The organism is Streptomyces sp. NBC_00016, assembly GCF_045040885.1.
In the GTDB taxonomy this organism is placed as follows: Bacteria; Actinomycetota; Actinomycetes; order Streptomycetales; family Streptomycetaceae; genus Streptomyces; species Streptomyces coriariae.
This window is the reverse complement of the sequence record NZ_CP108304.1, coordinates 2,151,894-2,163,875: the sequence shown is the minus strand read 5'-3', so window position 1 is coordinate 2,163,875 and position 11,982 is coordinate 2,151,894. Positions and strand designations below refer to the sequence as shown.

General features: G+C 70.1%; 11 protein-coding genes. 4 read left to right on the top strand and 7 right to left on the bottom strand.

Annotated elements, in window-relative coordinates; genetic code table 11:
• Window positions 1-78 precede the first annotated feature (78 nt).
• Window positions 79-1,119 carry an Lrp/AsnC family transcriptional regulator gene (locus OG933_RS09670; protein WP_362522925.1) on the top strand — a complete coding sequence of 347 codons (1,041 nt, stop codon included), beginning with the start codon at window positions 79-81 and terminating at the stop codon, window positions 1,117-1,119.
• Between the two features lie 80 nt (window positions 1,120-1,199).
• Here the strand turns inward: OG933_RS09670 and OG933_RS09665 are convergent, their stop codons facing one another.
• Window positions 1,200-2,111, bottom strand: coding sequence for a LysR substrate-binding domain-containing protein (locus OG933_RS09665; RefSeq protein ID WP_405626524.1), 912 nt, complete (start codon window positions 2,109-2,111; stop codon window positions 1,200-1,202).
• A gap of 181 nt (window positions 2,112-2,292) precedes the next feature.
• Between OG933_RS09665 and OG933_RS09660 the strand changes: the two genes are divergently transcribed.
• A complete protein-coding gene (locus OG933_RS09660) occupies window positions 2,293-3,285 on the top strand; it encodes a bile acid:sodium symporter family protein (protein ID WP_405633314.1) in 993 nt (330 codons plus the stop codon).
• A 142-nt stretch (window positions 3,286-3,427) separates the two neighbouring features.
• Here OG933_RS09660 and OG933_RS09655 read toward each other — a convergent pair whose 3' ends face one another.
• Window positions 3,428-4,345: a zinc-binding alcohol dehydrogenase family protein gene (locus OG933_RS09655; RefSeq protein ID WP_405626523.1), complete on the bottom strand. Its 918-nt coding sequence runs from the start codon at window positions 4,343-4,345 to the stop codon at window positions 3,428-3,430.
• A gap of 83 nt (window positions 4,346-4,428) precedes the next feature.
• On the opposite strand from OG933_RS09655, the gene OG933_RS09650 reads away from it, so the two are divergent.
• Window positions 4,429-4,866: a MarR family transcriptional regulator gene (locus tag OG933_RS09650; RefSeq protein ID WP_362522918.1), complete on the top strand. Its 438-nt coding sequence runs from the start codon at window positions 4,429-4,431 to the stop codon at window positions 4,864-4,866.
• A gap of 19 nt (window positions 4,867-4,885) precedes the next feature.
• A complete protein-coding gene (locus OG933_RS09645; RefSeq protein ID WP_405626522.1) occupies window positions 4,886-5,413 on the top strand; it encodes an isochorismatase family protein in 528 nt (175 codons plus the stop codon).
• A gap of 71 nt (window positions 5,414-5,484) precedes the next feature.
• Here the strand turns inward: OG933_RS09645 and fdhD are convergent, their stop codons facing one another.
• From fdhD to OG933_RS09620, 5 genes are read right to left on the bottom strand one after another with little or no spacing between them, the layout of a single operon-like run.
• Complete coding sequence (gene fdhD, locus OG933_RS09640) at window positions 5,485-6,333, bottom strand: formate dehydrogenase accessory sulfurtransferase FdhD (protein ID WP_405626521.1); 849 nt, start codon at window positions 6,331-6,333, stop codon at window positions 5,485-5,487.
• Between the two features lie 7 nt (window positions 6,334-6,340).
• On the bottom strand, window positions 6,341-7,201 hold the full coding sequence (locus tag OG933_RS09635) for a 2Fe-2S iron-sulfur cluster-binding protein (protein WP_362522914.1): 861 nt from the start codon (window positions 7,199-7,201) through the stop codon (window positions 6,341-6,343).
• Between the two features lie 28 nt (window positions 7,202-7,229).
• The gene (locus tag OG933_RS09630) at window positions 7,230-9,053 is read right to left on the bottom strand and encodes an NAD(P)H-dependent oxidoreductase subunit E (RefSeq protein ID WP_405626520.1); all 1,824 of its coding nucleotides are present in this window, start codon (window positions 9,051-9,053) and stop codon (window positions 7,230-7,232) included.
• A 4-nt stretch (window positions 9,054-9,057) separates the two neighbouring features.
• Window positions 9,058-10,983 (bottom strand): molybdopterin oxidoreductase family protein, encoded by a 1,926-nt coding sequence (locus OG933_RS09625; protein WP_405626519.1) that lies wholly within the window; start codon window positions 10,981-10,983, stop codon window positions 9,058-9,060.
• Between the two features lie 16 nt (window positions 10,984-10,999).
• The gene (locus tag OG933_RS09620) at window positions 11,000-11,971 is read right to left on the bottom strand and encodes a 2-dehydropantoate 2-reductase (RefSeq protein WP_405626518.1); all 972 of its coding nucleotides are present in this window, start codon (window positions 11,969-11,971) and stop codon (window positions 11,000-11,002) included.
• Between the last annotated feature and the right edge of the window lie 11 nt (window positions 11,972-11,982).

Sequence of the window (11,982 nt, the reverse complement as noted above, 5' to 3'; positions counted from 1 at the left end):
TCCGTACGATGGACGAGACGCGGCCGATCACCGTGGTATCCGGTGTCCTGCCGACGGAATCCGACGGGGGAGAGTGCGATGGAGACGGAATTCCACACCCATGGCAAGCTGGACGGACTGGATCTCCAGTTGCTCTCGGCGCTGGAGGTGGACGGGCGGGCCTCCTTCAGCAGAATCGGCGGGGTCCTGGGCGTCTCCGACCAGACGGTCGCGCGCCGCTTCCGCCGGCTCAGCGCCGAGGCCGGCCTGAGGGTCGTCGCCGTCCGGGACGCGGAACGCCTCGGCCAGGACCAGTGGATGCTGCGGCTGCGCTGCGCACCCGACAGCGCCACGGTCATCGCCGACGCGCTCGCCAAACGCCCCGACACCTACTGGATCGGGCTGGGCTCCGGCGGCACCGAGATCGTCTGCATGACCCGGCCCCGCCATCCCGGCGACCACGACGACCTGCTCCTCGGCAAGCTCCCGCGCACCCCGAGCGTCGTGGAGATCCGCGCCCAGCAGCTCCTCCACCGCTTCTACGGCGGGCCGACCGGCTGGTTGCGGAAGTTCGGTGCGCTGGACAAGGAGCAGATCGCCGCTCTTACGCCGCGCCACGACGCGAACGCGTCGGTGGGGCCGGTGGGACCGACGGGGCTGATGGGGCTGACAGGGCCGGCGGGCCCGGCCCGGATCGAACCCGAGGACGAGCCGCTGCTCGCCGTCCTGGAACGGGACGGCCGGGCCACCTATCCGCAACTGCAGCGCGCCACCGGTCGCTCCGAGTCCGCCGTCAAACGCCGCCTGGCCGCCCTGCTCGCCTCGGGCGCCGTCTACATCGACGTCGAGTACCACTCCGAGTTCCTCGGCTACCCCCTCGCCGCCGTCCTGTGGATCACCACGGCGCCCTCCGCCATGCATGAGGTCGGGCAGGCGCTCGCCACCCACGACGAGATCGCCTTCGCCTCGGCCACGGCCGGGCCCTCCCACATCGTCGTCACGGCGGTGGTCCGGGGCACGGCGGGTCTCTACGCCTACCTCAGCGGGCCTCTGGGGCGGCTGGAGGGCGTCCAGCACGTGGAGGCGACGCCGTTCATGCGGCGCGTGAAGCAGCTGACGTATCAGCATGCTGGGCGGTAGGCGGTAGGCGGGCCTGCCGTAGGCGGTATGTGGGATTCGGTATGCAATGTGCGACATGCCGCATACCGCATGTCGACCATTCAGCCGACGCCGCCTCCCGGCAGGTCGAGCCGTCGACCGGACCCTGCCGCCCGTCGGTGCAGTCGGTCGCCGCCCGCCAGGACGGCCGCCGCGAGCGCGTCCGCAGCGCCCTGGGCCGAGGTGCGTCTGCGTCCGTGCACCAGCACGAAGTCGACCTGCCCCAGCTCCGGCAGCCCAGCCCGCTCAGGGATCCGCACCAGGCCCGGCGGGATCAGGCCTCGCGAGTGGGCCATCACACCGAGGCCGGCCCGGGCCGCCGCGATGAGGCCGTTGAGGCTGCCGCTCGTGCAGACGATCCGCCAGGCCCGCCCTTGCCGCTCCAGTGCTTCCAGAGCGAGGGCGCGGGTGATGCCAGGAGGCGGGAACACGATGAGCGGGACCGGGCGGTCGGCGTCCAGACGCAGCCTCTCCGCGCCGATCCACACCAGTCCGTCGTGCCACACCAACTCCCCCCGAGGGTCCTCGGGACGTCTCTTGGCCAGCACCAGGTCCAGTTTCCCGGCGGCGAGCTGCTCGTGCAGGGTGCCCGACAGCTCCACCGTCAGTTCGAGGTCGACCTCGGGATGGTCGTGGCGGAAGCCCTCCAGGATCTCCGGCAGCCGGGTCAGTACGAAGTCCTCGGATGCGCCGAAGCGCAGCCGGCCGCGCAGCCGGGTGCCGGTGAAGAATGCCGAGGCCTGCTCGTGGACGTCCAGGATCCGGCGCGCGAACCCGAGCATCGCCTCGCCCTCCTCCGTCAGCTCTACGGAGTGCGTGTCCCGGGTGAACAGCGCCCGCCCGGTCGCTTCCTCCAGGCGTCGTACGTGCTGGCTCACCGTGGACTGACGCAGCCCGAGCCGCCGCGCGGCCTGCGTGAAGCTCAGGGTCTGGGCGACGGCGAGGAAAGTACGCAGATGGGAGGGCTCGTACACGAGCGCCACAGTAGCCCGTCGGGGGCCTGGTTATCGCAATGCATGATGACAGTGAGAGCGGTATACCGGATTCCCGATCACGATGCGGAGGAGGACGATGGGGAGGGGCTCTCCGAGCCCGGACGCCCGCCCATCGAACAGCACGTGGAGCACCGTGAAACGCCTGCACTGGCCGAGTCGGATGCCGGTCGACCCCTACATCCTGCTGTTGCTCGGCACCGTCGGGTTCGCGGCGCTGCTCCCGGCGCGCGGCGCCGCCGCCGATGTGGCCTCGGGCGCTTCCACGGCCGCGATCGCCTTCCTCTTCTTCCTCTACGGCGCCCGACTCTCCACCCGTGAGGCGCTGGACGGGCTGAAGCACTGGCGGCTCCACGTGACCGTCCTGGCCTGCACCTTCCTGATTTTCCCGCTGCTCGGTCTGGCCGCGCGCGGCCTCGTCCCGGTGCTCCTCACCCACCCGCTCTACCAGGGGCTGCTCTTCCTCACCCTCGTGCCGTCGACCATCCAGTCGTCGATCGCCTTCACCTCCATCGCCCGGGGCAACGTGCCCGCCGCGATCTGCGCGGGCTCCTTCTCCTCGCTGGTCGGCATCGTCGTCACCCCGCTGCTCGCGGCGGCCCTGCTCGGCAGCAGCGGCGGTGGCTTCTCCGCGGACTCGCTGGTCGAGATCGTGGTCCAGCTGCTCGTGCCGTTCGTCGCGGGACAGCTGCTGCGCCGTTGGATCGGCGGGTTCGTCACACGGCACAAGAAGGTGCTCGGGCTCGTCGACCGAGGCTCGATCCTGCTGGTCGTCTACACGGCGTTCAGTGAGGGCATGGTCCAGGGCATCTGGCACCAGGTCAGCGCCGTACGGCTGGGTGGGCTGCTCATCGTCGAGGCCGTTCTGCTCGCCGTGATGCTCGTCCTGACCTGGTACGGCGGCAAGGCGCTGCGGTTCAACCGCGAGGATCGCATCGCCATCCAGTTCGCGGGCTCCAAGAAGTCCCTCGCCTCCGGGCTGCCCATGGCAAGCGTCCTGTTCGGCGCGCATGCGTCACTGGCGGTGCTGCCGCTGATGCTCTTCCATCAGATGCAGCTGATGGTGTGCGCGGTCATCGCCAAACGCCGGGCGAGGGATCCGCTGGAGGCGTCCCGGGAACCTGTGGACGAGAGGGCACCGGCGGCTGCGACGTGAGATTCTCGCCGGTCGCCGGTCGCCGGTCGCCGGTCGCCGGTCGCCGGTCGCCTGTAGACAGTCGGCGGTGGTCCGTGGGCGCACGCGGGGCGACGGTATGCAATGTGCGGTCGACCGCATCCTGGCCTCCGTCGACCCCAGCTCACGGCACCAGGACGACCTTGCCCACATTGGCCCGTGACTCGATCGTCGCGTGCGCCTCGGCGGCGTCCTCCAGTGAGAACTCCTTGTGTACGACGGGCTTCAACGCCCCCTCCTCGAACAGCTGCCACAGCTCTCGGCGCCACCGCTCGTACAACTCCGGTTTCCCGCGCGCGATGTGGGCCATCTGGAAGCCGATCACGGACTTGGCACCGACCAGCAGGTCGTATGCCTGGATCGTTCCGCCTCCGGAGCTGTACGCCACGAGTCGTCCGCCGGGCGCGAGGGATGCGATGGCGGGCGTGAGCAGCTCGCCGCCGACCGCGTCGAGCGCGTAGTCGACGGGGTCGCCCCAGTCGTCCTGGTCGTAGGTGATGACGTCGTCGGCGCCCAGCGACCTCACGAAGTCGGACTTCGCGGGGTCGGACACGGCACCCACGACGCGGGTCGCGCCGCGTGTCCGCGCGAGCTGTACGGCGAGGTGGCCGACCCCGCTCGCCGCGGCGGTGACGAGGGCCGCCTCGCCCGGTTCGGGCCGGGCGGCGGTGAGGGCGCCCAGCGCGACCAGGCCGCTGCGGACCAGGGCGACCGCGTCGACCGCGCCGGCGTCGTCCGGGACGGGGGAGGCCATGACCTCGTGCAGGAGGGCGAAGTCGGCGTAGCCGTGGCCGAAACACAGGCCGGTCACGCGATCACCCACCCGGAACCGGCTGCCCCCGCTCCCGACGGCCATGACCTCCCCGGCGATCTCGCCCCCGAGCGGTATCGGTTCCGCGGCCTCCGCGACCTTGCGGACGACGGGAAGGGTGGCGCCGATCGCCTCGCAGTGCACGAGGAGTTCGTCGGGGCCCGGTTCGGGGACAGGCGCCTCCTCCAGGAACAGGGGGCCGCCGGTGGAGCCGTATCGGACGCGGCGCATCACACCTCCAGAACTCATTGGGAGCCCCAACGGTATCCGGGATTTCATTGGGGAGTCCAATGAATTGTCGGTAGGGTGTGACCATGCCCGAAGCGCCCCTCTCCGCCATTCGCTCGCTGCCCAGCTGGCTCCTGGGCCGGGTCGCCGCCCGGGGTCGCGCCCTGGTGGCGGAGGCCCTCGCCGTCGAGGGTCTCAAGATGTGGCACCACGTGGTGCTCTCCGCCGTTCGTGACCTCGCCCCTGTCGCCCAGGCCGACCTCGGCCGCAGTGTCGGGCTCGACCCCAAGGACCTGGTCGGCATCCTCAACGACCTGCAGCTCGCGGGACTCGCCGTGCGTGAACCGGATCCGAACGACCGCCGGAAGAACGCGGTGTCACTCACCGAAGAGGGACGACGGCTGCTCCGGCGCTGCGAGAGGGCCGCCCGGGAGGCGAACGACGTGTTGCTCGCCCCGCTTTCCGCCGCCGAGCGCGAACATTTGATGGGCATGTTGATCCGGATTTCCGGTACGGAGGGCTGACGGCGGATAACGTTCCGTCATGACCGCAGCTCTTCCACTCGTCCCCGCGCGCAGCGCCCTCGTCCTCGTCGACCTGATGGACCGCATCGCCGCGTTGCCCCTGGAGCCCCACAAGGGAACCGAAGTAGTGGCTGCCGCCGAGGAGTTGGCGGCGGCGTTCCGATCGGTCGGCGCGCTCGTCGTCCTCGTTCGCGTCGAACGTCCCGGCGTCACCGAGCAGCCGCCCGGCAGCGGGTTGGTGCAAGGGCTCTACCAGGAGGGCGACTTGGAGATCGTCAAGCGGACGATCGGTGCCTTCTACGGGACCGGCCTGGATGATCGACTGCGCGAACACGGCGTGACGACCCTCGTGTTCGGCGGCATCGCCACCAACCTCGGGGTCGAGTCCACGGCCCGTGCCGCCGGTGACCTCGGCTACGACCTGGTCTTCGTCGAGGACGCGATGTCCGCTCTCACCGGGGCCGAACACGAGGCTTCGGTAAGGCTCGACTTCCCTCGACTGGGGACCGTGGCGCGCGCGGCCGACGTGCGATTCACGAGCGGCTGAGGCGGGGCCCCGCGGCGCAGGGGGCGCTCCCCGCCGGCCGGGGCCCCGCCGCCGTGCCGCGGGGAACCGGGTCAGCCCTGGGCGGCCGCGGTCCGCAGGGTGATGCGGTCCTCACCCGCGTACACGTTCATGGAACTGCCCCGCAGAAAGCCCACCAGTGTCAGCCCGGTCTCCGCGGCCAGATCCACGGCCAGGGAGGAGGGTGCCGAGACCGCCGCGAGCATCGGGATGCCCGCCATCACGGCCTTCTGCGCCAACTCGAACGAGGCCCGGCCCGACACCAGGAGGATCGTCCGCGACAGGGGCAGGTCACCGTTCTGGAGGGCGCGGCCGACCAGCTTGTCGACCGCGTTGTGCCGTCCCACGTCCTCGCGTACGTCCAGCAGCTCGCCGTCCTCGGAGAACAGGGCCGCCGCGTGCAGTCCTCCGGTCCGGTCGAAGACCCGCTGGGCCGCGCGGAGCCGGTCGGGGAGGCTCGCGAGCAGTTCGGGCTCGATCCGGAGCGGGGGAGTGTCGGCGATGGGCCAGCGGGCCGTCGTGCGGACCGCGTCCAGGCTCGCTTTGCCGCACAGACCGCAGGAGGAGGTGGTGTAGACGTTCCGCTCGAGGGTGATGTCGGGCATCGGCACGTCGGGGGCCGTCCGGACGTCCACCACGTTGTAGGTGTTGGATCCGTCGACCGTCGCGCCCGCACAGTAGACAATATTCAGTAGGTCGGATGCGGCAGCCAGTACGCCTTCGCTGACGAGGAAACCGGCCGCCAGCGCGAAGTCGTCACCGGGCGTGCGCATGGTGATGGCCAGCGGCTTGCCGTTGAGCCGGATCTCCAGTGGCTCCTCGGCGACCAGGGTGTCCGGCCGGGCGGAGACCGCCCCGTCCCTGATGCGGATCACCTTGCGTCGTTCGGTGACTCGTCCCATGTCGTGATCAGCCCCGGTTCTGTACGTGCTGGTAGCCGAAGCGGCCCTTGATGCAGAGATTCCCGTGGGTCACGGGGTTGTCGTGCGGTGAGGTGACCTTCACGATCTCATTGTCCTGCACATGGAGCGTGAGGTTGCAGCCCACCCCGCAGTAGGCGCACACGGTCGTGGTCCTGGTCTGTGCCGACTCGTCCCAGTTTCCGGCCGCTCGCCGGTCGTACTCGGACTTGAACGACAGCGCTCCGGTCGGGCACACCTCGATGCAGTTCCCGCAGTACACGCACGCCGAGTCGGTCAGCGGGGCGTCGTGCTCGACGGCGATCCGGGCGTCGAAACCGCGTCCCGAAACAGAGATCGCGAAGGTGTTCTGCCACTGGTCACCGCAGGCGTCCACGCACTTGTAGCAGAGGATGCACTTGTCGTAATCGCGTACATACAGATCGTTGTCGATCTTCGGTTCCTCGTTCAGCCGGGCCGCGTCGGGGCCGAAACGATCCGGCTTCGCGTCGTACTCCTTGATCCATTCCGCAACCATTGGTGTCGTGGACAGGTCGACCGAGGACGCGAGCAGCTCAAGAACGATCTTGCGGCTGTGCCGGGCGCGCTCGGTGTCGGTACGGACGTCCATGCCGGACTCCGCCCTGCGGGAGCACGCCGGCACCAGGGTCCGGGAGCCCTCGACCTCCACGACGCAGATCCGGCAGGCGTTCTTCGGGGTGAGGGTGTCGCCCTGGCACAGGGTCGGGACGTCCTTCCCGGCGGCCCGGCAGGCGTCGAGGATCGTCGATCCCTCGGGAACCCTGGCCTCCTGCCCGTCGATCGTGAACTCCACCAGTCGTCGTGGCACCCCCAGCGGTATCGCGGTCATGGAGCGGCTCCTGTGCGGACGGTCGCGGTCATTCGTACGCCCCCAGACGGTCGATGGCGGATTCCACGGCGTTCCACGCGGTCTGGCCCAGGCCGCAGATCGAGGCGTCCCGCATGGCGCGGCCGACCTCGCGCAGCAGGGCGATGTCGGTGGCGGCGTCGGAGCCGGTCCGTTCCACGATCCGGTGCAACGCCTCCTCCTGCCGTACGGTCCCGACCCGGCAGGGCACGCACTGCCCGCACGACTCGTCCCGGAAGAACTCGGCGATGCGCAACAGCAGTCGGGGCAGCGGGACGGTGTCGTCGAAGGCCATCACGACCCCGGAACCGAGCGTCGTGCCCGCCTCCCGGGTGCCCTCGAAAGTCAGCGGGATGTCCAGTTCGTCGGGCCGTACGAAGCCGCCGGCCGCGCCGCCGAGGAGCACGGCACGCAGGTTCTCGCGCACCCCGGCGAGGGCCAGGAGCTCGCCCAGCGTCGCTCCGAAGGGGAGTTCGTACACGCCGGGGTGCTCGACGCTGCCCGACACGCAGAACAGCTTGGGGCCGGTGGACCTGGCTGTGCCGATCGCCGCGTAGGCCGGAGCGCCCATGGTGAGGATCGGCAGGACGTTCACCAGCGTCTCCACGTTGTTCTCGACCGTCGGCTTGCCGAACAGGCCCTTCTCCACGGGGAACGGTGGTTTCGAGCGCGGCTCGCCCCGGTACCCCTCGATGGAGTTGAACAGGGCTGTCTCCTCGCCGCAGATGTACGCGCCGGCGCCCCGCCGGATCTCGATGTCGAAGGCGTAGCCCTGGCCGAGGATGTCGTCGCCGAGGAGACCGCGAGCGCGTGCACAGTCGACCGCATATTGCATACGATGTAGGGCGCGCGGATATTCGCCGCGGAGGTACAGGTACCCCTTGTGCGCGCCGACCGCATACGCCGCGACCGTCATCGCCTCCACCAGCGCGTACGGGTCGCCCTCCATGAGCACGCGGTCCTTGAAGGTGCCCGGCTCGGACTCGTCCGCGTTGCACACCAGGTAGTGCGGATGGTCGGGCTGGGACGCCGTGGCCTGCCACTTGCGTCCGGTGGGGAAGGCGGCGCCGCCGCGACCGAGCAGGCCGGAGTCGGTGACCTCGCGGATGACCCCGGAAGGGCCGAGCGCGAAGGCGCGGCGCAGGGCCGTGTAGCCGCCGTGAGCCCGATAGTCGTCGAGCGACGACGGATCGACCACGCCGACCCGGTTCAGCAGGATCAGCGACGGGTCCCCTGCCTGGGGCACCGCTCCCGCCGCCGGCTCCTCCTCGGGCGCCGAGTCGGGGGCGCTCGCGGCGAGTACGGCCGCCTCGACGCTCGCCGGCGCCGCCACCGCCGTACGCACCGGATCGCCGGCCCTGACGGCGAGCGCCGCCGGGGCGCGCTCGCACAGGCCGAGGCACGGGCTGCGCTCGACGGACACCCCACTGTCCGTGCCCAGGCGTGACTCGATCCCGGCACACAGTGCGGAGGCGTCCGCGGCGGCGCAGGCGAGGTCCGTGCACACGTGGAGCACGGTGGCCGGCCGCGGTTTGACCGAGAACATCGCATAGAAGGTGGCGACGCCGTAGGCCTCCGCCGGGGGCACGGTCAGGCGGCGGCACAGATAGTCGAGGGCGCCCTCGCTGATCCAGCCGATTCGGTCGTTGATCGCGTGCAGCCCCGGCAGCAGCAGGTCACGGCGGTCCCGGGCCTCTCGTCCGCCCCGCGCCCACCGCAGGTCCGCGTCGCAACGGTCGGCGCCCTCCCACGAGGACTCGGGTGGGCCGAAAACGGCGTCCACGGCTGCCCGTTCGTCGTCCGTCGGTTTGCTGTCACCGAAGTGCAGGTCCACGACATCACCTCACGTAGGTCGGGGCCGGGAGCTTCTCGATCCGGATCGCCGACGCCTTGAACTCCGCCGTCCCCGCGATCGGGCAATTCGCCTCGATCGTCAGCTGGTTGGTGTCCACCTCGTCGGGAAAGTGCATGGTCATGAAGGCGAGGCCGGGCCGCAGGGCGGTGTCGATCCAGACCGGCGCGACCACGGATCCGCGCCGCGAGCTCACCCGGACCTCCTCGCCGACGACGATCCCGTAGTGCTCCGCGTCCTCCGGGCACAGCTCGACGTACTCGCCGCGACGCAGGGGGGAGGCGAAACTCCCGCTCTGGACACCGGTGTTGTAGGAGTCGAGTCGCCGCCCGGTCGTCAGCCGGATCGGGTACTCCTGGTCCGTGAGGTCGACCGGGGGATCGTGCTGGACGATTCCGAACGGCGCCCGCCTACCTCGCAGTTCCGGTTCCTTCTCCCACAACCGCCCGTGCAGGTGCGCGGGTTCGAGTCCGTCGATGCTCGGGCACGGCCACTGGATTCCCTGATGTGTCTCCAGCCGGTCGTACGTCATCCCGTAGTGGTCCGGGGACACCGACCTGAGCTCGTTCCAGACGGCCTCGGCGTCCGCGTACTTCCATTCGTGACCGAGCCGTGTCGCCAGGTCGCAGAGGATGTCGATGTCCTCGCGCGCCTCGCCGGGAGGCGTCACGGCGCGCCGCACCCGCTGAACTCTGCGCTCACTGTTGGTCGTTGTGCCGTCGGTCTCCGCCCAGCCGGCCGTGGCGGGCAGCACCACGTCCGCCAGCTCGGCGGTCTTCGTGAGGAAGATGTCCTGCACGACGAGGAAGTCGAGGGACCGCATCCGGCGTACGGCCTGCTCGCTGTCCGCCTCCGACTGGGCGGGGTTCTCGCCGATGCAGTAGACGGCCTTCAGCGAGCCCTCCTCCATCGCCTCGAACATCTCGGTGAGATTCAGTCCGTAGTGCGGCTGGATGACGGTGTCCCAGGCGGACTCGAACCTCAGCCGGGCACCGGGGTCGAGGATGTCCTGGAACCCGGGGAGGCGGTTGGGGATCGCGCCCATGTCGCCACCGCCCTGGACGTTGTTCTGCCCGCGCAGCGGCTGAAGGCCGGAGCCGTAGCGGCCCACGTGCCCGGTCAGCAGTGAGAGATTGATGAGCGCACGCACGTTGTCCGTGCCGTTGTGGTGCTCGGTGATGCCGAGAGTCCAGCACAGTTGGGCACGCTCGGCGCGGGCGTAGGCATGCGCCAACTCCCTGATGGCGGCAGCCGGTACGCCCGTCACCTTTTCCGCGAGCGACAGCGTCCAGGGCTCCACGAGCACCTTGTACGCCTCGAAGTCACTGGTCGCGCGCTCCACGAACGCCTCGTTGGCCAGACCCGCGTGGATGATCTCGCGGCCGATCGCGTGCGCCATCGGGATGTCCGTGCCGACGTTGAGGCCGAGCCAACTGTCCGCCCACTCGGCCGTCGACGTCCGGCGCGGGTCGACCACGTACATCCGGGCGCCGTTCCTGACCCCCTTCAGCACATGCTGGAAGAAGATCGGATGCGCGAAACGCGCGTTGGACCCCCACATCACGATGACGTCGGTGTGCTCGATCTCCTCGTACGACGACGTCCCGCCACCGGAGCCGAAGGCCGCCGACAGGCCGGCGACGCTCGGCGCGTGGCAGGTCCGGTTGCACGAGTCGACGTTGTTGGTGCCCATGACGACCCGGGCGAACTTCTGCGCCACATAGTTCATCTCGTTGGTCGCGCGGGCGCAGGAGAACATGCCGAACGCGTCGCGGTTGCGCTCCAGGCCCCGCGCGGTGCGCTCCAGCGCCTCCTCCCAACTCGTCTCCCGAAAGGGTTCGTTGCGGGAATCTCTGACGAGCGGTCGGGTGAGCCGGGTGTAGGTCTTCGGGGTCCGGTCGCGTTTCCTCATACGTGCTCCCCAGCGATCATGCGGCGCTCCTCAGCGCGAGCAGGTCCGAGATGGCGTGCACGGTGCGCAGGGTGGGCACCTCCACGCCGGTGATCTCCGCCAGCTCGACGACGGCCGCCAGGAGCACGTCGAGTTCGAGCGGCTTTCCGCGCTCCAGGTCCTGGAGCGTGGACGTGCGGTGGTCGCCGACCTTCTCCGCGCCCGCGAGCCGACGCTCGATGGAAACGCCCACCTCGCAGCCCAGGGCCTCGGCGACCGCGAGCGTCTCGCGCATCATGGTCTCGATGACCTGGCGGGTACCGCCGTGCAGGCACATCTGCCGCATGGTGGCGCGGGCCAGCGCGCTGATCGGATTGAAGGAGATGTTGCCCAGCAGCTTGAGCCAGATGTCGTTGCGCAGGGCCGGTTCCACCGGGCACTTGAGCCCGCCGGCCTGCATGGCCTCGCTGAAGGCCAGACAGCGGGTCGAGACGCTGCGGTCGGGCTCGCCGACGGAGAACCGGGTTCCTTCCAAGTGGCGTACTACGCCAGGCCCTTCGAGCTCGGTGGCCGCGTAGACCACACAACCGACGGCCCGTTCGGGCGCCAGCACCGCACCGACCGCGCCGTCCGGGTCCACACTCTCGATGCGCAGTCCGTCGTAAGGGCCGCCGTGGCGGTGGAAGTACCACCAGGGGATGCCGTTCTGGGCGGCGACCACCGCGGTGGAGTCGTGCAGCAGGGGTTCGATCAGCGGCCCGCACGCCGCGTACGAGTTGGCCTTGAGGCCCAGGAAGACGAAGTCGACCGGACCGATCTCGCCCGGGTCGTCGGTGGCGTGGGCGCGGGCGGTGAAGTCGCCGCGCGGACTGAGCACCCGCACCCCGTCCCGCCTCATGGCCGCGAGATGCGGTCCACGGGCGACGAGATGCACGTCGGCGCCGGCGCGGTGGAGCGCTGCACCGACGTAGGCGCCGATCGCACCGGCGCCGAGGACTGCGACTTTCATTGCGAGGGAGC

What these genes read in the sequence shown, in the direction of transcription:
- OG933_RS09670 (WP_362522925.1), top strand. Translation starts at nt 79, where the DNA reads ATGGAGACGGAATTCCACACCCATGGCAAGCTGGACGGACTGGATCTC.
- OG933_RS09660 (WP_405633314.1), top strand. Translation starts at nt 2,293, where the DNA reads ATGCCGGTCGACCCCTACATCCTGCTGTTGCTCGGCACCGTCGGGTTC.
- OG933_RS09655 (WP_405626523.1), bottom strand. Translation starts at nt 4,345, where the DNA reads ATGCGCCGCGTCCGATACGGCTCCACCGGCGGCCCCCTGTTCCTGGAG.
- OG933_RS09650 (WP_362522918.1), top strand. Translation starts at nt 4,429, where the DNA reads ATGCCCGAAGCGCCCCTCTCCGCCATTCGCTCGCTGCCCAGCTGGCTC.
- OG933_RS09645 (WP_405626522.1), top strand. Translation starts at nt 4,886, where the DNA reads ATGACCGCAGCTCTTCCACTCGTCCCCGCGCGCAGCGCCCTCGTCCTC.
- fdhD (WP_405626521.1), bottom strand. Translation starts at nt 6,333, where the DNA reads ATGGGACGAGTCACCGAACGACGCAAGGTGATCCGCATCAGGGACGGG.
- OG933_RS09635 (WP_362522914.1), bottom strand. Translation starts at nt 7,201, where the DNA reads ATGACCGCGATACCGCTGGGGGTGCCACGACGACTGGTGGAGTTCACG.
- OG933_RS09625 (WP_405626519.1), bottom strand. Translation starts at nt 10,983, where the DNA reads ATGAGGAAACGCGACCGGACCCCGAAGACCTACACCCGGCTCACCCGA.
- OG933_RS09620 (WP_405626518.1), bottom strand. Translation starts at nt 11,971, where the DNA reads ATGAAAGTCGCAGTCCTCGGCGCCGGTGCGATCGGCGCCTACGTCGGT.